The organism is Verrucomicrobiota bacterium, assembly GCA_016871535.1.
GTDB lineage: Bacteria > Verrucomicrobiota > Verrucomicrobiia > Limisphaerales > SIBE01 > VHCZ01.
The window spans coordinates 1-19,103 of sequence record VHCZ01000105.1 but is presented as its reverse complement, the minus strand read 5'-3'; the positions used below and the strand labels follow the sequence as shown (position 1 = coordinate 19,103).

Sequence of the window (19,103 nt, the reverse complement as noted above, 5' to 3'; positions counted from 1 at the left end):
GGGCTGTAAGGACCGAGCCAACGCAGGCCACGGACAAAAGACCCGCCGCCCGGAGGGTTTTCGCGCCAAAGGCCGCCTGGCTTCGTTGCTCCTCAGTCGAAGATCCAGGGAGGATATTCTCCTTCGTCGCGCCTCGCCATCCGGCCTTTGGCGCGAAAACAGGACCCCGCGGAATTTTCGGACACGCTCTAATGACGGCAGGACGGTTTTGGTCGATTGAATGTGGTCGGCGAGGGCGCCGGCCACCGCGCGCGAGGCGCGTGCGCTCCCCCTGTCTGATTACGGCTTACGCCACAAACTGGCATGAATCTCGCTGTAAATTTTTTGGGCTACCCGTGAACAGATTTGCAACTATCCTCCTTCTGGTGGCGGCGCTGGAATGGAACGCCGCGTCGTTCGGCCAATCCCCCGCCGCCGACGCGAATCGCGAACCCGGCTTCCGTCCGGATCGAATCCTGGTTCAACTCAAGGAGAGCGCGAATCTGCAAGAACTCGCAACTCTCCACTCCCGCCACCGAACCCGAGTTGTCCGCCGCTTCAAAAGTTTGGAGAATGTCGATGTCGTCGAATTGCCCCCGGCCGCCGCAGTGCCCAATTTTCTGGAGAGATTCCGCGCGAGCGGACTGATTGAACGCGCGGAGCCGGACTACTGGATTCGCGCCGCGGTCACGCCCAACGATCCGCGCTTCACCGACGGCACACAGTGGAACCTGCGCAACACCGGCCAAAACGGGGGTTTGCCCAACGCCGACATCAAGGCCGTCGCCGCGTGGGATGTCCTGAACTCCGCCAGCAATATCGTCGTGGCTGTGATCGACGGCGGGATTCGTTACACCCACCAGGACCTGGCGGGCAACATGTGGGTCAATCCGGGCGAATCAGGCCTGGACGCGCTCGGCCGGGACAAACGAACCAACCGCGTCGATGACGATGCGAATGGAATCATCGATGACGTTTATGGCATCGACGCCGTCAACAACACGGGCGACCCGAAAGACTCCGACGGCCACGGCACGCACGTCGCCGGCATTATCGGAGCGGTGGGCAACAACCGGCTCGGCGTCGCCGGCGTCGCGTGGAAAATTCAGCTCATGGCTTGCCGGTTTCTCGACAGCACGGGCTACGGTTCGACCTCGGACGCGATTCAATGCCTGGATTACGCGCGCGCGAAGGGCGCCAAGGTCATCAATGCCAGTTGGGGCGACACGGGCAACTCGACGTTTCTGCTCAGTGCCATCCAGCGGGCGCGCGACGCGGGCATTATCTTTGTGACTGCGTCGGGCAACGAGGGCAACAACAACGACGCGCTTTCCTTTTATCCAGCCAACTTCAATCTGGACAACATCGTCTCGGTGGCGGCCACGACGCGGACCGATGCGCTGGCGAGTTTCTCAAATTTCGGAGCGGCCACGGTCGATCTGGCGGCGCCCGGCTCCACGATTTACTCCACGTTCAACACCTCGGATTCGTCGTACACCTACAGCAGCGGCACTTCGATGGCGGTGCCGCACGTGACGGGCGCGATCGCGCTCCTGCGCGCGTTGCATCCCACCGAATCGTATCGTCAGATCATCAACCGCGTGCTCGCCACGACTGATCCGTTGCCTAGCCTGGCGGGCCGGTGCGCGACCGGTGGCCGCCTCAACCTGCAGCGCGCGCTCACGGCCAATTTGATCGCGGACTTCACCGCCTCGCCCACAGCGGGAAGTCCGCCGCTGAGCGTGCAATTTCGGAACACGTCCGTGGGCGAAAACCTCCGGCTCGAATGGGATTTCGGGGACGGCAGCGCCCGGAGCACCGCTCAAACTCAAACGCGCGTGTTCAGCAGCGAAGGAAATTTTACCGTGACGTTGACCGTGACCGATGCGAGCGGGAACACGAGCCGGAAAAGCCGCACGATTTCCGCCGTCGCCAATTACCAGGTGCGAAGCGCGACCTTCAACTGGATCGATCCTGCTTCGATGCCTGAGATCAGCCTGAGCGACAACGACGTCAGCGCGGCGCGAGCCTTGCCGTTCAGTTTCAATTTTTACGGGCAAAACTATGAACAGCTTTATGTCGGCGCAAATGGCTTGATCGGCTTCACCAATCAGCGCCTGGACACCTCTGCCAACACGGATTTGCCCAGTCCCGGCCTGCCCAACGCCGTGATTTGCCCGTGGTGGGACGATCTGAATCCGCCTTCCGGCGGCAAAGTGCGCATCGGATCGGTCGGCGCCGCGCCGAATCGGCGCGCGGTCATCTCGTGGGTGAACGTGTCGCACAAGGAGCGGTCTGATTACTCGTTCACGTTTCAAGTGGTGTTGAGCGAAGGGTCGAATGAAATTCTCTTTCAATATTTGCAGGTCCAACCCAGCCGCAGCCGGGGCGCAGGCAAGACGGCCACCGTGGGGATCGAGAACGAAACGGGATTGGTCGCGCGAAGGTACTCCTACGATGGGAGCACGCTGCTCCGCAACAATCAGGCGATTTTGTTTGTTCCCTCCTCGAGGGGCGGAATGGTCGTGACGCCGTCCGTGGCCTTGAATTCATCCGGTCCCGTCGGCGGGCCGTTCAACCCGCCCGGCCAGGCTTACGTCATTCAGAACACGGCGACGTCGAGTCTGGACTGGGCCGCGAGAAAACGGCAGCCCTGGCTTTCGCTGTCCGCGACGAACGGCACGCTGGCCGCGGGACAGAGCGCGGTTGTGACGGCGACGATTAATTCTGAAGCCCAGGGCTTGCGGGCGGGGAGTTATCTGGACGCGATTGATTTCATCAATCTGAAGAGCGGCAGCGGAAATACCAGCCGTTCCGTCACGCTGGCGGTCAATGGCACGAATGGCATTCTAGAGGTGACGCCGCCTTCGGCATTCGTGTCGAGCGGTTTTGTGGGCGGGCCGTTCAACCCCGCCACGCAAATCTTCACGCTCGTCAATACGGGCGACGCCGCCGTGGAGTGGACCGCCACGGCGTCCAAGGAATGGATTTCCGTCACACCGGTCCGAGGCACTCTGGCGGCCGGAGACGGAACGACGGTGACTGCCTCGGTCGGTAGCGACGCCAACGAATTGCCCGACGGCACGCACACGAACCGCATCGCGTTCACAAACAGGACTAATGGCCAGGGCAATACCGAGAGCCTGGTCGTCCTGACGGCCATTTCTCCGACCGCCTCGCTCGTGGTTTCTGCTTCGGATACGCTGCGTTTCAGCGGCGCGCCGGGTGGGCCGTTCCTGCCCGCCAGGGCCAGTCTCACGCTCAAGAATCCAAGCGACTCCAGTCTGGAATGGACGGCGTCGGGTGTGCCGTTGTGGTTGACGCTTTCGGTTGAGGGCGGGCACCTGGACGCCGGGGCGGAAGTGGTCATCGACATTTCTCTCAACGCGAATGCAGTTGCCCTGCCCGCGGGCACTCACTCTTCGCGGCTGACTTTCACCTCTACGGGCGGAGGAGCGCGAGCGACTGTGGACGCCGCGTTGGTCATTCAATCCAGGACCCCGGCCGCCAGCGTGGCTTTCGATCGGGATCGCGCGAGTTTGCGATTGCGCGTCACGGGAGAACCCGGCCTCATCTACGTGCTGGAGGCGTCCGCGAATCTGTTGCAATGGTCGCCCATCGCGACGAACACGATCACCGCCGACGGATTTTTCGATATAACGGATCTGGATGCGAAGACGGTTCCGCATCGGTTCTATCGCGTTACCCTCGCGCCGGATTCGTCCGCGCAGGGCGCATCTCTGGACTTCAGATGACAAAGCCACACAGCTCATGCTTAGATTGGGCCGTGCAAAATCCTGTTCTGGTTGCGCTCGACGTTCCGACTGCGGAAGAGGCCCTTCAGCTTGCCAAACGACTGGCCGGAGTTGTCGGCGGGTTCAAAATCGGCAGTGAACTGTTCACGCACGCCGGACCAAGCATCGTGCGGCAATTTCGCGAACTGGGCAGCGCCGTTTTTCTCGACCTGAAATTTCACGACATCCCCAACACCGTCGCCAAAGCCGTGGCGGCCGCGGTGCAGTTGGATGTGCAGATGCTGACGGTCCACACGAGCGGAGGGCGGGCCATGATGGCCGCAGCCGAACAATCCGCGCAGCAAGCCTCGCAAAAACTGGGATGTGCGGCTCCGCTCGTGCTGGGGGTGACCGTCCTGACCAGCCTCAATTCCAATGAACTCAGCGAGGTCGGGATCGAACCCGACGTGAGCCGGCAAGTAGAGCGGCTGGCTGATCTTGCGGTGAAATCGGGCTTGCGCGGGTTGGTTTGTTCACCGCTGGAGGTGGCGCGATTGCGCCAGATCGTGCCCTCCACGCTGAAGCTTGTTACCCCGGGCATTCGAGGTCCGGCGGACAAAGCAGACGACCAGAAACGGACGCTGAGTCCGGGGGAAGCGATCCAGGCGGGTGCCGATTTTCTGGTCATTGGCCGGCCCATTTACGCGGCGTCCGATCCGAGGGCCGCCGCCGAAGGGATCGTTTCGTCGTTGGGCACGACATGAATCGACAACACGGCCACGTCAGAAACCGGGACTACGTCTGCTTTCGAAATTCGGCTTGCCTCTTCATTCGCGCAGGGGCTTGAATGCCTCCGCAAGGCACGAAGGCAGGTTTATGGAGATCAAGCGGCTTCATGCGCGTCCCGCGAGCGGGCGGGGCATGGTTGCTTTCACCCTGATCGAACTGCTGGTCGTAATCACGATTATCGCATTACTGGCCAGCCTGCTGCTGCCGACACTTTCCCGATCGAAGTCGGCAGGGCAATCAATCAAGTGCAGGAACAATCTGCGCCAGTTGGGCGTGACGTTGACCCTGTTTGTCGGAGATCAGGAATTTTATCCTTTTTACCATTTGGCGGAGCGCGAGACGGCTCGCCTGGCCCATTACTTGCGGGATTATCGCGGTTTGGACTGGGAGTGGGCATTGAGGTTCTATCTCGAACAGGAAAAGCTTTCCGCGGACCGCCAAACCCAGTCGAGCGACCTTTTTTCTGTCCGACTCATAAAACCGGGGCAGCCATAGGCCGATTGGGCCGAAGCTACGGCTATAACGCTCGCGGACTTGAGGATGGCGCTTCAGAGCCATTGGGCATCGGCGGGTCAGGACCGGGTCTGCCAAGTCCGTGGCCTCTACGTCCGACCGCAGAGGCGGAGGTCAAAAACCCAAGTGACATGATGGCCATTGGAGATTCTTTTGGTCGCACTGATGACGGAAGGATCTACGAGACTGCCGGCATGATGTTGAGGGGCAACCTCGGTGATGCTGGCCCCGCTCAGACAGGGGTGGCTCGGAAACGGCACAGAGGCCGGTTGAACGCGGTCTTTTGCGACGGGCATGTGGAAGGGATAACCCTTCAGCGGTTGTTCTTGGACAAGGCAGACGAGGCCCTCCGCCGCTGGAATCGAGATAACGAACCGCATCGGGAACGGCTGATACGACAAGAGCAGTTGGAGAAGCTTAGGCCGGGCTCTCTGTGAACGCGTCGGTAGGGCGGACCTGCCGGTCCGCCGTAATCCCGTTCATGGTCCCAATGCACGTCCGTAGAGCAGGCTTTCCAGCCTGCCGGTTCTTGCGACTTTCCAGTCGCCCGGCGGACGGGACTGGAAAGTCCCGCCAACCCGCAGACAGGAATGTCTGCGCCACGTTTCAAGGAAAGCCTCCTCAGGGTCAGGGACGCGGTGGAACGCGTCCTTACCAGTTAGAATGAGGATGGCTTGGTCGCGGCTTTCAAGCGGGCGACGAAATCGTCGCTGGACAGGCGGTAACGGAAGACCTCCACGCCTTCCACGGCCACCACCGGAATGGCGTGCTTGTACCGCTCGTAGATTTCCAGGTCGCTGAGAATGTTGATTTCGACCAGATCGAACGCGCATTGGCCACGGGCGCGCTCGATTTGTTCCAGCGCCTTGTCGCACAGCGGACAATTCGGTTTGGTGTAAAACGTCACCGTGGCCATGGCGTTGGGTTTACCAGACCTGGATCGAATCGGCGCGAAAGATTTCCTCCAGCAACCCCTGATAGTCCGGCTCCCGCGCGTTGCAGTCCACCACGGTGACCTCCTGATCCGGCAGTTGGCGCTGGCCGTCGATCACGGTCTCAGCCAGAGGGTCATTCGGTGTGGTTAAAATGTGCAGCGCGCGGCGCATCGTCCTAGAAGAAGGGGTTCAGGGTTCAGAAGCGCGTCACGTACTCGCATTGCGCGGTCAGAGTCGCCAGCTCGGTTTGAGTCAACTCTTGAATTGGACAGATCGGCTGGCCAAGCAGGTTCAGGAACGCATTGCCCTTCTCCAGGTAAACGGGCCGGCCCAAGTCGCGAATGATGGGCAAGTACTGGATGAAGTGATCCGCATCGACCCATTCCTCCGGCGATTCGCCCAGCGCCAGCGCCGCGGCCCCGTGGAGAAGAAGGCGGACATCCACCTGTTTCCATGCGCCAACGCCCGCTGCGATGCGGATCGCCTCGGCCGGGCGCGCGCTCGACCGGGGATCGCTGGTGACCACGAACAAAATGCTTCGGCTCATTAATTGAAGCTCACGAAGCGGTCGGTCGCCTCGATCAATTCGTTGACCACGGAAAGGCCCGCGTAAGTCGCGAGATCGTTGAGCGGCAAGGCGCGTCGATGGGCGCCGAAAGCGCAGGCGTAAAGGTGAAGCCCGTGCTGTTTGAGAAGCTGCAATCTCGCGTCGCTCACGCCGGCGACCGCGTCGTCGATGCAGTAGAGATAGACGACCACACCTGCCGCCAGAGCCGCTTCGGCCAACTTGAGGCCGCGATCGAAGTTGGGCTGGCCAGGCCGGGCGGAAATCAGCAAACCGAGCTTTTTTCCGCGCAGGTTCAAGAGCAGCCTCCAATTGCATCACGGCAATTCCTTCAGCCGAATGCGGCGGTATTCCATTTGCCCGCGATCCCCTTCCAGGCCGATGGGGCCGGTCTCCGGGACTTTCAGCGCGGCTTCGAGCACTTCGCCGTTGCACGTGCAATGCGCGACGCCGTCCTTCACAGTCACTTCAATTTCATTCCAGTCTTGCGGTTTGTACTTCTGGAGCGCTTTGTACGGGCCGGCGACGAGGTAATCGCGGCATTGCAGTTGCGGTTTGCGAATGAAGATGCCGCTGTCGGCGTTCACGGCGGCGCGGAATTCGAGCTTCAAGTTGAAATTCTTCGGGAACTCGCGCGTCGTCCAGATCACCTGAAACAAGCGAGGCTCCCGGGCGTTGACGGTAAGAATGCCGTCCTTGGCCGTGTAGCGCCCGTCGCTGCTGGCCGTCTTGCCGTCGAAGTTGTTCGTCCGGTAGCCCCAGCCGGTCAGATCCTTGCCGTTGAACAGGCTGAGGTAGCCAGGTTCGAGCCTGAAACCATCGGCTGCGGCTGCGGCTTGAGTGGCGGTGGCAAGGAAGAGCACGGCGAGAGCAATGCGTGGAGAAAGATTCGGCTTCATGATTTTGGAATGTGGTGCGGTCGGGAATTTGCGCACGGGGCATCGCAGTGGCAAGCCCGAAAAAGCCCGACGCCGGCGGAGCTGGACCGAGTTTCTCGTTGCGCAGATTCACAATTCGGCCCTGCACTCGGGTAGCTCGTGCCTCGCAACCCTGGGCTTTGAGGCAGAATCCCGTTGGGATTCCCCCCCCTGCCCACTTGCCTCTGGCTTTTCGCGCGCAGGTTGGTGTAATCCCCGGACGGATATGGAAGAAGAGAAGACCAGGTTTGGCCCCGAGCATTTCATCAATCGCGAGTTGAGCTGGCTTGAATTCAATCTGCGCGTGCTGGACGAGGCGCTGGACACACGCAACCCGCTGCTCGAACGCGTGAAGTTTTTCTGCATCGTCAGCTCGAACCTCGACGAATTCTTCGAAGTGCGCGTTGCGGGTCTCAAACAACAGATGGAAAGCGGCGCGTCGGAACGGAGCATCGACGGGTTGACCGCATCGGAGACGTTCCGTGTGATTCACAAACGTGTCCGTCGCATGGTGGAACAGCAGTACACCTGCTGGCGGGAGCAACTCGTGCCGGGCCTGGCCGAGCAGGGCATCCGCTTCCTTGCCTGCAAGGAACTCAGCGCCCGGGACGCAGCCTGGATAGAGAAGTTTTACCGGGCGGAGGTTCGCCCCGTGCTGACGCCGCTTGGCATTGACCCGGCGCACCCGTTTCCCCAACTGCTCAACAAGTCCCTGAACGTCATCGTGCAACTGCAAGGAAAACACGAAGGCGAAAACCGGGAGCGGCTCGCCGTGGTCCAGGTCCCGCGCGTCCTGCCCCGTCTGGTGCGGCTGCCGCACCCGGATCCACGGCGCGAATACGTGTTCCTCGGACGCATCATCGTTAACTTCCTGGCCGACCTTTTCCCCGGCATGAAGATTCGCGGGCACTGGCTGTTCCGCGTCACGCGAAACAGCGAACTCTACATCGACGAGGAAGAAGAAAAGAACTTGCTCCGGGCGGTGGAAAACGAATTGCACAATCGCCGCAAAGGCGACGCGGTGCGGCTGGAGGTGGAACGCGATTGTCCCCTTGCGATTCAAAGCCAGCTTCTGGAAACCTTGCGCTTGACGGAAGAGGATCTCTACGTGATCGACGGCCCGCTCAACCCGGCGAAGTTGATGACGATTTGCGAAGGGGATTACGCGCCGGAGCTCCGCGACCCGCCGCAGGTCCCGCCCGTGGCCAAAGCGCTGCGCGATCAACCGGACGTCTTCGCGACGATCCGCCAGCGGGACATCCTCCTCCATCATCCCTACGAAAGCTTCGGCAGCGTGGTCGAATTCCTCGAACAAGCCGCCGAAGACCCGCAGGTGCTGGCGATCAAGCAAACGCTCTATCGCACCGGTGGCGACCCGCGAATTGTCGGCGCGCTCATGAACGCGGTGCGGAACGGCAAGCAAGTCACGGCGGTGGTGGAATTGAAGGCGCGCTTCGATGAGGCGAACAACATTTTGTGGTCCCGCCGGCTGGAAGAAGCAGGGGTCCACGTGGTGTACGGTCTGGTGGGATACAAAATCCATTGCAAGATGGCGCTGGCCGTCCGCCGGGACGCCGACGGGATTCGGCGCTACCTCCATCTCAGCACGGGCAACTTCAATCCCACCACGGCGCGGGTTTACACGGACATCGGTTTGCTGACTTGCCGCGAGGATTTCGGCGAGGACGCGACGAATGTGTTCAACCTGCTCACCGGGATTTGCCAGTTCCAGGGGATGCGGCAGTTCGTCGTCGCGCCGTTCGAGTTTCATTCGCGCATGGTCGCGCTGATCGAGCGAGAAGCAGAGAACGCGCGGAAGGGGCTGCCGGCGCGAATCATCGCCAAAATGAACGCGCTGGTGGATGCGCAGATCATCGAGGCGCTCTACCGCGCCTCCCAGGCCGGCGTGAAGATTGACCTGATCGTGCGCGGCATTTGTTGCCTGCGTCCTCAACTTAAAGGCATCAGCGACAACATCACCGTCCGCAGCATCGTGGATCGTTTTCTGGAGCACAGCCGCATCTACTATTTCGAGAACGCCTGCCAGCCGGAAGTGTTCGTAGGGAGCGCGGATTGGATGCCTCGGAATTTCTTTGGGCGGATCGAAGTGGCGTTCCCGATTCTGGACGGGAATCTCCGGGAACGGGTGATCGAGGAGATTCTGGCGGTCCTGTTGCGGGACAACGTCAAGGCGCGGAGTCTGCAAGCGGATGGATCGTACCGCGTGCTGCCTTTGAAGAAGGGAACACCTCCGCACCGCAGTCAAACGGAGTTCATCGCCCTGGCCTCCGCTCCGGCGAATCACCGCGGCGATCAGCCCGCTTCCAAACCGGCTTACCCGCGGGTCCGTCTCGCGCCCCGGCCGGCGTGATTTCCGATCTTGAATTCCAAGTTTGAAACGCGGGCAGGCTGGAAGCCTGCCCTACTTTGCCTTACCGATCACTGGCGACTGATTACTGATCACTGATTACTGACGACCGATCACTTCGTGGCCAGCCGCTCCGGCGGCATTTGAAAGGCGCGGGCGCGGAAGAGGAAATCGACGATGTTGCCTTCGTGCGGCTGGAGCCAGTCGAGCTTGATGGTCGGGATCGGGCCGATGTTCAACCGGTCGATGTTCGTCGCGTCGATCAACTCGTGTTCCCAGGCCTTGTCTTTCGTGATCGCGGAGCCGACCAGCGTTTGCCCGATCTTTTCGATCATCTGATCTTGCGGGCACTCCACGACGGTGACGTAAGGGAACATGTACTCGGTGTTGGCGATCTTCCGTTCGGGTGAATCGCAATGAATAACCCAGGGCCGGAGATACGCGCAGCGTTCCTTTTCGATCAAGCGCGGGCCGAACTTCGCGGTCATATCCGTCACCCCGTCTTCTTTGAGCTTGTCCTGAATCGTCGAGTGCACGGCCTGAGCCTGGCCAGCCACGGTGAACGCCGCGAGCGCCGCCGTGGGATCTTCCGGCGGCTTGGCGTCGATGGGGCCGAGGCGTTCGGCCAGGGCCTGGGCGATTTCCTTCGTGTGGCGCGAAGCCCACACGCCGGAGCAATTGATGCAGCCGCGGCCGCTGTTCAGATAAACGCTGTCCACCATCAGATCGAGATACTTCTCCCAGTTGTCCACCTCGTCATCGCCGAGGAGAATCTTGCTGAACCCGGGGCCGTGCACCTGGACGCGCGGGTTGCCTTCGTAACGCTTGACCGTTTCCGTGCTCCCAAAAATCATCGTGCGCCGGCAACGATTCACCACTTCGGCGCCCATTTCGCCCAGCCCAGGATAAATCCCGATGGCGTCCCTCGGCACACCCGCCTCGATAAACGCCGCCGCCATCCGGTACGGCGTCCAGGGCTCCTGCGGTCCGGGCTTGAGGATCAATCCAATCTGCATCGGGACCACGGGGAGCCAGAGCGTGTGGACGCCGGGCGAATTGGAAGGCAACACCATGCCCAGCACGGGCGTCTGCGCCTGATAACTCACGATCACGCCGCGAGACTCCATCCCGTAACCGCGGGTGAGAATCTCCAGGTCGAGTCCACGCGTCAGGCAATCCAGGATCCGGTCCATGTTCGAGAGCACGAAATGGTTCTTCGCCATGTTCGCTTTGCACATGTGTTCGGGCAGGCCGGTGGAAGCCGATTGCTGGCGCGCGAAATCATCCGGCGATTGCACGCCGTCGCCCATGGGAAGCGTGGCGTCTTTGTAAAGCTCGCCCGCCTTCTTCATGATCCTCACGAGATCGCGGATGGGGATTTCGCGCAGAGCATCGCGGGCGCGCTGGGACTTGCGCATGTCCTTGGCGAGGAGGCCGGGGTTGGCCTGGCTCACTTTGGCGAGCGGCTCGCCCGTGATGAAATGAACGACTTGATCGGCATCGAGGCTTTCGTAGGGCTGGCCCCAACGCAGGACAGGGATTTTTACCATAACGCGGCTTCTGTTTTCAGTTTTGGCACCGCGACATTGACCCTGCCGGGAAGGTTGGTTTCAAGGAAATTCTTGTCGGTTTGGCGCGCCGTCCCTTTCAAAAGGAGCGCGGACAGCCTTGTCCGCGAGTCGGGACATGGCACTGGAACGCGCGGACATGGATACCTGTCTAGCGTTTCGGACAATTCTCGATTCGTAGAGGGATTGGCGTTTCGTTCCCCCTCACCCCAGCCCTCTCCCTTGGGGAGAGGGAGAACTGATGCCAGGTTGGGGTCATTAAGGGAGGCTGCGGATTGTCCCACGACGGCTGCACCGCTTCCCTCTCCTTGGGGAGAGGGCCAGGGTGAGGGAAAAGGAAGCGAGCTTCACCCGGCTCATTGGATTTGCCGGGCATGCTAAACAGGTACGGACAAGACAGTCCGTGTTCTGGAAAATCGTAACGATTTGCGATAATTTCAGGCTGCACGACGAGTTCGATGGCCGCGCTTGGCATTGGTGGAGCTTGGAATTCTTTGACGATCTGGTAAGCAGTGGTGAACCATGAATCCAAGACCATGAAAGCCAGCTATTCCGTTTCCCGCCGCCAGTTTATCGCGAGCGCGGCCGCCGCCACCGCTGCACTCGCCGTGCCGCAACCCTCCCGCGCGGCAGAGGAGTCCTCCCTGCGGCGACTCAAAATCCTCGGCTTCTCCAAACCTTTTCAAAACCTGAACGCCGATGACACGGCGGACCTCGTCGCCGAGGTCGGCTGGGACGGCATCGAGTGTCCGGTGCGCGCCAAAGGCCAGATCGAACCGGAACGCGTCGAAGACGATTTGCCTAAGATGGCGGAGGCGTTGAAGCGCCGCAAACTGGAGCTGGCCATTCTCAGCACCGACATCCGCAATCCGTCGCAGCCGCTGACGCAAAAAGTGCTGCGCACCGCGAGCAAGCTCGGGGTCAAGCGCTACCGCCTCTCCTTCTGGAAATACAACGCGAACCGGCCCATCCCCGAACAATTGAACGAGATTCGGGCGGAACTGCGAGACCTGGCGGCGCTGAACCAGGAGCTCGGCCTGTGCGCGGGATTCCAGAATCATTCCGGGTCCGATTACGTGGGCGCGCCGGTCTGGGACATTTACGATTTGATCAAGGACCTGGACCCGCGGCAGATGGGCATTTGCTTCGACATCGGACATGCGACGTTGGAAGGCGGGATGTCCTGGCCCATCGAAGCGCGGCTGATGGAACGGCATTACACGGCGGTGTTCGTGAAGGACTTCCTCTGGCAAAAAGGACCGCGCGGGTGGCGAGCAGAGTGGTGTCCGTTGGGCGCTGGCATGGTCAATCGTTCCTTTTTCCAAACGCTCAAAAGGTCCACCTTCAACGGCCCGATTTCGCAGCATCACGAATATCCGCTCCAGGCCGGCAAAGAAATGATCGCCGCGTTCAAGAAAGATCTGCACGTGCTGAAGGAATGGCTGGGCTAAAAGGTGGTGCATCCTCGAGTTGTCGGTTCCATGAAGGCCTAGTGATGTGTCTCACAAATGGCTGGAGTTATGTTGCGCCCAAAACGGCCTGGGGCAAGGCGCGACGAGGGAGCATAGCCCCAGTGCTCTGCGACCGAGGAGCAACGCAGCCCCAGACCGTTTTCGGCGCAACCCTTCGGGCCGCAGGTCTTTTGGCCTCCCGCTTCGTTGCTCGCGCCTTACAGACCCACCAGGGGTATGCGCGTCGCTCGCGCCTCGCGGGAGGCCAAAATTCTTTGCGGCATAACTCCAGCCATTTGTGAGACACATCACTAGCTGGGTGGAGCGGGCTACCAGCCCGCCTCGCGCGGCAACCTGCCGCGTGAAAGGTCGCGCGTAATTCCTTGCGATCCGTCCGGGACTGATCCGCGACCGTTCGTCCGGCTGGTAGCTGGACGGAACAGGCAAGTTGCCTGTGCCACCGACAGCATGTGGATGCACCGAGGTCCGGATCTCCCCGCAATCGAAGGCTGACAAAGGAACGGTGCGTCGGCTAACGTCGCGGCCCTATGCCATCACATCCGTTCCTCACCAAATGCGCCGCGGCGAAATTGGGTCTCGCGATTGTTCTGGGCTTCTCGGTTGTGTCGCCCCGAAATGTCTGGGCCGCCGATTCCCCGCCGCCCGTTCCCCGTTTCTCCGTCGAATACATGGACAAGTCGGTGGATCCCGGCGCCGATTTCTTCCGCTTCGCGGCCGGGACCTGGATGAAAAACAACCCCGTTCCCTCCGACAAATCGCGCTGGAGCGGCTTCGAGGAATTGCAGGAACGGAACTGGGCGCTGATTCGCGGCATTCTCCAAGATTGCGCCGCTGGACGAGCCGGCCAAAGCACGCCCGCCCGTCAGGTCGGCGATTTCTTCGGCTCGGCCATGAACACGAATCGAATCGAGCAACTTGCCTTCCGCCCGATCGAACGCGATCTGAAGCGCGTCGCCGCTCTCAAGTCCACCGCCGATTTGTTCGTCCTGCTCGCGGAACTCCATCAGAGCGACATCGCAGCGTTCTTCCAGCCGTTCGTGTCCCCCGACGCGAAGAACAGCGAGGTCTATGCGTTTTACTTGAGCCAGGGTGGACTCGGCCTGCCCGACCGCGATTATTACATTTCCGATTCCTTCGCCCAGCAACGCGAGGCCTACCGCGCCCATGTCGCCCGGATGTTCGGGTTGCTTGGTGAAACCGAAGCCGAAGCGAAATCACACGCGGCCACGATCCTCGAATTGGAAACCGAGCTGGCCAAAGCCAGCAAAACGCGCGTCGAACTTCGCGATCCCATCGCCAATTACCACAAGTTCAATGTCGCCGAACTGCCGGAGAAGGCCGCGCCGCTCCCGTGGAAGCCGTATCTGGGCAAAGCCGGGCTTTCCCGGTTGAAGGACGTGGTCGTGCGCCAGCCGCAATTCTTCGCGGCGCTGGGCAAGCTCTTGGCGCAACGGCCGCTGGCGGACTGGAAGACTTATCTCCGCTGGCACCTCGTCCGCAGCAGCGCGCCGTATTTGCACGCGGCGGCGGAAGCGGAGTCGTTTCACTTTTATGGCACGGTCCTGCGCGGGCAACCGGCTCAGGAACCGCGCTGGCAGCGCGCCGCGCGCGTAATCGATGCCGGGATCGGCGAAGCGCTGGGAAAGCTTTACGTCGAGAAGTATTTCCCGCCGGCGGCGAAGGCGCGAATGGGAGAGTTGATCGCGAACGTCAAGGACGTCTTCCAGGCCCGGCTCCAGAAGCTCGAATGGATGTCCGAGCCCACGCGCGCCAAAGCCCTGGCCAAGTTCAGCCGGTTCACCCAAAAGATCGGCCATCCGGAGAAGTTCCGCGATTACTCCAAAGTCAAGGTCCGGCGCGACGATTACCTCGGCAATGTGCAACGCGCCGCGATTTTTGAATCCAGACGCCAGCTCGCGCGCGTCGGCAAGCCCGTGGATCGAACCGAGTGGCGCATGACGCCGCAGACGGTGAACGCCTATTTCAGCCCGCTCCAGAACGAAATCGTTTTTCCCGCTGGCATTCTTCAACCGCCTTTCTTTGATGTGGAGATGGACGACGCCGTGAACTACGGCGCAATCGCCGTCGTCATCGGCCATGAAATCACCCACGGCTACGACGACCAGGGCCGGAAGTACGACACCCGCGGGAACCTCAACGACTGGTGGACGGAGGCCGACGCGAAAGCCTTCGAAGACCGCGCCCAGAAAATTGTGGATCAATACGCCGGCTACGAAGCCTTGCCGGGACTGAAAGTGAACGGGCGCCTGACGTTGGGCGAAAACATCGCGGACCTCGGCGGCACGAGCATCGCCTACGAAGCCCTGCAACGCGCGCTGGCCAAGGATCCGTCCAAACGCAAACCGATCGGCGGCTTCACGCCGGAGCAGCGCTTCTTTCTTTCGCTCGCGCAGCTCTGGCGGGTTAACTGGCGCGAGGCCGAACTGCGCCGCCGCATCACGGTCGATCCGCACAGCCCGGCGCAGTTCCGGGCGATTGGTCCGCACGTGAACATGCGGGAGTTCTTCGACGCGTTTGGCATCAAGCCCGGTGCGGCCATGTGGCGCGCTCCTGAACTTCGGGCAAAGATTTGGTGAACTCCCCCCAGCCATCCGGATGGAGACCGCACGCGCCCTCGCGTGCCGCAGTCGGCACCCTCCCCGACTTCAGTCTTCCGTCCGAAGGAGCGATTGTTTGAGAGCCTGTCTGAAAAATGGGTGGAACGGGCTACCAGCCCGTGTTTGGCGGCAACCTGCCGCCAAAAGGCCCGGCGGGCTGGTAGCCCGCCGCAACAGGCCGGTGGCCTGTTCCATCCAGAAGGCAATTCTCAGACAGGCTCTGAAAGACGGTTTCTGCCGACGGTCCGACCGGCGAGGGCGCCGGTCGGAACACGCGAGGGCGCGTGTGGTCCCCAGTTGAAATGGACGGATTCAAATGAACGGCCACAGACCTTTCTGGTTCGAGTCTTTCCCCCATTTAACCGATTTAACGATTCAACCTTTGGAACGCTGTAACGCTTCAGCGTTATGACGGCTTCCCCCGAATCCCTGTGTTTGGCTTGCGGCCTGTGCTGCAACGGCGTGCTCTTCAAGGACGTCGAACTGCGCGAAGGCGACGATGCCGGGCGTCTGGAATCCCTCGGCTTGCCGCTCGAACGCCTGAAGAAGAAAATCCGCTTTCCGCAGCCCTGCTCGGGGCTTTGCGCCGACAACCGCTGCCGCATCTACGCGGACCGCCCGGTTCGCTGCCGCCAGTTCGAATGCGCGCTGCTCAAAGAGTTCATCGCCGGACGCGTGGAGAAGCGCGCGGCGTTGCGCATCATTCGCACAGCGCAAGCACGAGCCAGGAAGGTGCAGCGGCTGCTGGCTGAGCTTGGCGATTCGGACACGGCGCTCGCGTTGAACCTTCGCTTTCGGCGCACGAAACGGCGTGTGGAGTCCGGCCCGCTGGATGAGGACACCGCTGACCAGTTCGCCCGGCTCACGCTGGCGGTGCACGACTTGAATCTCCTGCTGAGGAATGCGTTCTTTTAAGCCCTCCATCACGACGTCACCGACCGTTGAGGGCGCGAACTATCCGCAAGATGTTCGAGTACGCCGAGGCCGGCATGAAAGCAAAGCAACCACGCAAAGCTGCTCATGCCGCTGCCTCCTGACGAGGTTTTCCGGCTCAGGGACCAGGCATCCTCATTTGCCGGATCCAGGTCTTACTGCTTGGTCCGCGGGATGGACGACAAAGCTCGTAGCGCCAAGTTGCACTCTGCTGTATCGCAGAATTGTATTCTGCGGGGCGTCTCCCAGTCCGAGCACGCTGGGACTTGCCGGCGCCCTGCCGATTGGAAATCGGCGATACCGCAGATTGAAAATCTGCGCTACGGTTCTCCGGTCGATCTGTCGTCAATCCCACGGTCTGCACAGTATCCGTGCAATCCGCGCAATCCGTAGTTGAATCAGGTAGGTTCGTGGAGAGGGAATTCGAGGAAACTTTCGCCTCCTACCACGATCTCCGCGTTCACCACGGTTTGACCTCGACAAACTCCCGCTGGATTTGGCCATCGCGGGCGGTGCACAGGAAATAGCCCTTCTCGGTCGAGCCATCGTGGTTGCCCCGACTGACTGAACAGCAACGATTCGTGGTCAGCGTCGTCCGGCCGGACTCGCGCTCGGTGAAGCCGTGGAAATGGCCGTTGAACACCGCCACGAGATTGAAGTCTTTGAAACGGTCGAGCACGTCATCCGCGTTCAGCGGGCGTGACGGCACCAGGACGCCCAGCGGGAAATGGGTGAAGACGACGGTGGGCGCGGCCCGGACCAGCTTCGGCAGCTCGGCGTCGAGCCACTGCAACGTCGCGGCCTGGACGCGCGTGTTTTCCCATTTCGTGCCTTCGCTCGAATCCAGCCCGACAAACCGCCAGCCGCGGTGCTCGAAATGATAGTTCAAGCTGCGCGGGAAAAGTTCGTCCCAGGCCGAGCGATCGGTGTTCGTCACGTAATCGTGGTTCCCGATCACGGAGTAGGACGGCATCCGCAGCGAGCGCAAAACGTCCCGCATCGGCCCCAGTTCGGTCCGGACCCCGTTCTGCGCGAGGTCACCGATCATCAGGCAAAACTCCGGACGCGGTTCGTGCGCCCGGATGCTCGCGCTCACGCGCTCGAACCATCCGGGACAGCGTGGACTCTGGAAGTGGGCATCGTTGATGGCGACGAAGCGAAACGCGCCGCCGCGCCCGTTCTCCGCCGCGCGCAGCCGGCCAGGCCAAGCGCCGACGACCAGCAGGGCTCCGGCGCTGACGCGCAGCCATTCGCGGCGGTTCATGCCGGGAGGAAAACGTCGGTTCATCTTCGCTGAAGATTTCGTTGTCAGGCGCCCGCGATTCCCGCTCACATTCCCGGCCCTGTCAAGGGGGCGATGCAGTTATGGGAGCGATTAAAACTGTCGGTCAACGAAGTCTTCTGGGGAGCCCTGCCATTGAATTAAGCCTGTGGAGTTCTCCTGCTCCTAATCCTAATCCTAATCGTTCAGCGACAAGCGCTCTTCGAGTAGGAGTAAGATTGGGATTACGATTAGGAATCGCGCTGAAAGTCCATAATTCAACAGCCGTGAGGGCTGGGGAGAGGAGGTGCTTTGGCTCGTTTCTCCTGTTTCCAAGAAAACCCTCTCTCCAACTCTCTCCCCACTCGTGCCTCGCGGGGAGAGAGAGAAGTCAAACGGAGTCGCTGACCGACACTTCAAATCGCACTCTCGTGTGATTCGCATGATTGACGGGCGAGCGGGGAAGGGCTACATACGCGTGGTCCACAACCAAGCCGAACCAGAACCCGAATACTTATGCGCCTCGCAAACACCCCCCTCAATCCACGCCGGACAGCCTTTCGGTCTCCGGGATTCACGCTGATCGAACTGCTGGTCGTTATCGCGATCATCGCCATCCTGGCTGGCATGCTCTTGCCCGCCTTGTCTAAAGCCAAGAGCAAGGCCACGGGCATCAAATGCCTCAACAACACCAAGCAACTTACACTGGCCTGGACCTTGTACGCGGACGATCACAACGACCGGATCGTGCGCAACTACCTCAGCGATCCAAGGGCCTGGATTGGCGGCAATGTCACCTCGTTGCCGGGGGCCACAAACATCAATGACATTCGGAACGGCCAGTTATGGAAGTACAACGAGTCATTGGAAATCTATCGTTGCCCGGCGGATGCGCTCGGATTCAGAGTCGGCGGCAAAGCCGTGATCCGCGTGCGAAGCTTCTCCATGAGCGGACGGATGGGGGGCGATCCGGCCTGCTGCGATTTTGTGAATCCAGGCATTCCGTTTTTCCTGAAATCGGTCGAGATCATCAACCCTAGTCCGAGCCAGGCTTTCGTGTTCGTGGACGAAAACGCCGACAGCATCGATGACGGATTTTTCGCGGTGCAAGCCAAAGTCCCCAACAACGGTTACTGGCAGAATACGCCGGCCAGCCGGCACGGGAATGGCGGCATCCTGTCCTTTGCCGATGGGCATGCCGAGAATTGGCGGTGGATCGAAGGCACTTCGCAAAAGCTGAAAGGCGTGAACAACAACACGCGGAAAGGCGATCGCGACTTGGAACGATTTCGCCTGGCCACTTATGTGCCGCCGGACAAGGCGCTCTAAGAGCGTGTCCGAAAATTCCGCGGGGTCCTGTTTTCGCGCCAAAGGCCGGATGGCGAGGCGCAACGAAGGAGAATATCCTCCCTGGATCTTCGACTGAGGAGCAACGAAGCCAGGCGGCCTTT

At 61.0% G+C, this 19,103-nt stretch carries 18 protein-coding genes; 10 read left to right on the top strand and 8 right to left on the bottom strand.

Features of this window, described 5'->3' with window-relative positions:
- Positions 1-193 (bottom strand): hypothetical protein (locus FJ398_14750; protein MBM3839195.1); only part of this gene is annotated, 193 nt, incomplete at its 3' end.
- Here FJ398_14750 and FJ398_14745 point away from each other — a divergent pair.
- From FJ398_14745 to FJ398_14730, 4 genes are all read left to right on the top strand, one after another.
- A complete protein-coding gene (locus tag FJ398_14745; protein MBM3839194.1) occupies positions 192-3,734 on the top strand; it encodes a PKD domain-containing protein in 3,543 nt (1,180 codons plus the stop codon). The two genes, FJ398_14750 and FJ398_14745, sit on opposite strands and share 2 nt — an antisense overlap.
- A 32-nt stretch (positions 3,735-3,766) precedes the next feature.
- Positions 3,767-4,477 carry an orotidine-5'-phosphate decarboxylase gene (pyrF, locus tag FJ398_14740; protein MBM3839193.1) on the top strand — a complete coding sequence of 237 codons (711 nt, stop codon included), beginning with the start codon at positions 3,767-3,769 and terminating at the stop codon, positions 4,475-4,477.
- A gap of 112 nt (positions 4,478-4,589) precedes the next feature.
- Entirely contained in the window at positions 4,590-4,997 is a 408-nt protein-coding gene (locus tag FJ398_14735; GenBank protein MBM3839192.1) for a prepilin-type N-terminal cleavage/methylation domain-containing protein, read from the top strand.
- Between the two features lie 149 nt (positions 4,998-5,146).
- Positions 5,147-5,452 (top strand): hypothetical protein, encoded by a 306-nt coding sequence (locus tag FJ398_14730; GenBank protein ID MBM3839191.1) that lies wholly within the window; start codon positions 5,147-5,149, stop codon positions 5,450-5,452.
- Between the two features lie 221 nt (positions 5,453-5,673).
- Here FJ398_14730 and FJ398_14725 read toward each other — a convergent pair whose 3' ends face one another.
- Genes FJ398_14725 through FJ398_14705 form a run of 5 tightly spaced genes read right to left on the bottom strand, consistent with a single transcriptional unit; the run spans position 5,674 to position 7,414 of the window.
- Positions 5,674-5,931: a glutaredoxin family protein gene (locus FJ398_14725; GenBank protein MBM3839190.1), complete on the bottom strand. Its 258-nt coding sequence runs from the start codon at positions 5,929-5,931 to the stop codon at positions 5,674-5,676.
- A 10-nt stretch (positions 5,932-5,941) separates the two neighbouring features.
- On the bottom strand, positions 5,942-6,121 hold the full coding sequence (locus FJ398_14720; GenBank protein ID MBM3839189.1) for a hypothetical protein: 180 nt from the start codon (positions 6,119-6,121) through the stop codon (positions 5,942-5,944).
- 25 nt (positions 6,122-6,146) lie between these two features.
- Complete coding sequence (locus tag FJ398_14715; GenBank protein MBM3839188.1) at positions 6,147-6,497, bottom strand: hypothetical protein; 351 nt, start codon at positions 6,495-6,497, stop codon at positions 6,147-6,149.
- The gene (locus tag FJ398_14710) at positions 6,497-6,820 is read right to left on the bottom strand and encodes a hypothetical protein (protein ID MBM3839187.1); all 324 of its coding nucleotides are present in this window, start codon (positions 6,818-6,820) and stop codon (positions 6,497-6,499) included. The genes FJ398_14715 and FJ398_14710 overlap by 1 nt, the downstream gene beginning before the upstream one ends.
- Before the next feature lie 12 nt (positions 6,821-6,832).
- Positions 6,833-7,414: a DUF1080 domain-containing protein gene (locus tag FJ398_14705; GenBank protein ID MBM3839186.1), complete on the bottom strand. Its 582-nt coding sequence runs from the start codon at positions 7,412-7,414 to the stop codon at positions 6,833-6,835.
- A 244-nt stretch (positions 7,415-7,658) separates the two neighbouring features.
- Here FJ398_14705 and ppk1 point away from each other — a divergent pair, with 244 nt between their 5' ends.
- Entirely contained in the window at positions 7,659-9,803 is a 2,145-nt protein-coding gene (ppk1, locus tag FJ398_14700; GenBank protein ID MBM3839185.1) for a polyphosphate kinase 1, read from the top strand.
- A 110-nt stretch (positions 9,804-9,913) separates the two neighbouring features.
- Here ppk1 and FJ398_14695 read toward each other — a convergent pair whose 3' ends face one another.
- Positions 9,914-11,350 (bottom strand): aldehyde dehydrogenase, encoded by a 1,437-nt coding sequence (locus FJ398_14695; GenBank protein ID MBM3839184.1) that lies wholly within the window; start codon positions 11,348-11,350, stop codon positions 9,914-9,916.
- Positions 11,351-11,904: 554 nt separating this feature from the next.
- Here FJ398_14695 and FJ398_14690 point away from each other — a divergent pair.
- From FJ398_14690 to FJ398_14680, 3 genes are all read left to right on the top strand, one after another.
- Positions 11,905-12,819 carry a sugar phosphate isomerase/epimerase gene (locus FJ398_14690; protein ID MBM3839183.1) on the top strand — a complete coding sequence of 305 codons (915 nt, stop codon included), beginning with the start codon at positions 11,905-11,907 and terminating at the stop codon, positions 12,817-12,819.
- 548 nt (positions 12,820-13,367) lie between these two features.
- Entirely contained in the window at positions 13,368-15,437 is a 2,070-nt protein-coding gene (locus FJ398_14685) for a M13 family metallopeptidase (protein MBM3839182.1), read from the top strand.
- Between the two features lie 429 nt (positions 15,438-15,866).
- The gene (locus tag FJ398_14680) at positions 15,867-16,373 is read left to right on the top strand and encodes a YkgJ family cysteine cluster protein (GenBank protein ID MBM3839181.1); all 507 of its coding nucleotides are present in this window, start codon (positions 15,867-15,869) and stop codon (positions 16,371-16,373) included.
- A gap of 478 nt (positions 16,374-16,851) precedes the next feature.
- On the opposite strand, the gene FJ398_14675 is transcribed toward FJ398_14680, so the two are convergent.
- Positions 16,852-17,679 carry a hypothetical protein gene (locus tag FJ398_14675; GenBank protein ID MBM3839180.1) on the bottom strand — a complete coding sequence of 276 codons (828 nt, stop codon included), beginning with the start codon at positions 17,677-17,679 and terminating at the stop codon, positions 16,852-16,854.
- A 489-nt stretch (positions 17,680-18,168) separates the two neighbouring features.
- On the opposite strand from FJ398_14675, the gene FJ398_14670 reads away from it, so the two are divergent.
- Both FJ398_14670 and FJ398_14665 read left to right on the top strand, forming a co-directional pair.
- Positions 18,169-18,981, top strand: a complete 813-nt coding sequence (locus FJ398_14670) for a type II secretion system protein (GenBank protein MBM3839179.1) — start codon at positions 18,169-18,171, stop codon at positions 18,979-18,981.
- Positions 18,864-19,103: hypothetical protein (locus tag FJ398_14665; protein ID MBM3839178.1), on the top strand; the 240-nt coding region annotated here is incomplete at its 3' end. The genes FJ398_14670 and FJ398_14665, both read left to right, overlap by 118 nt.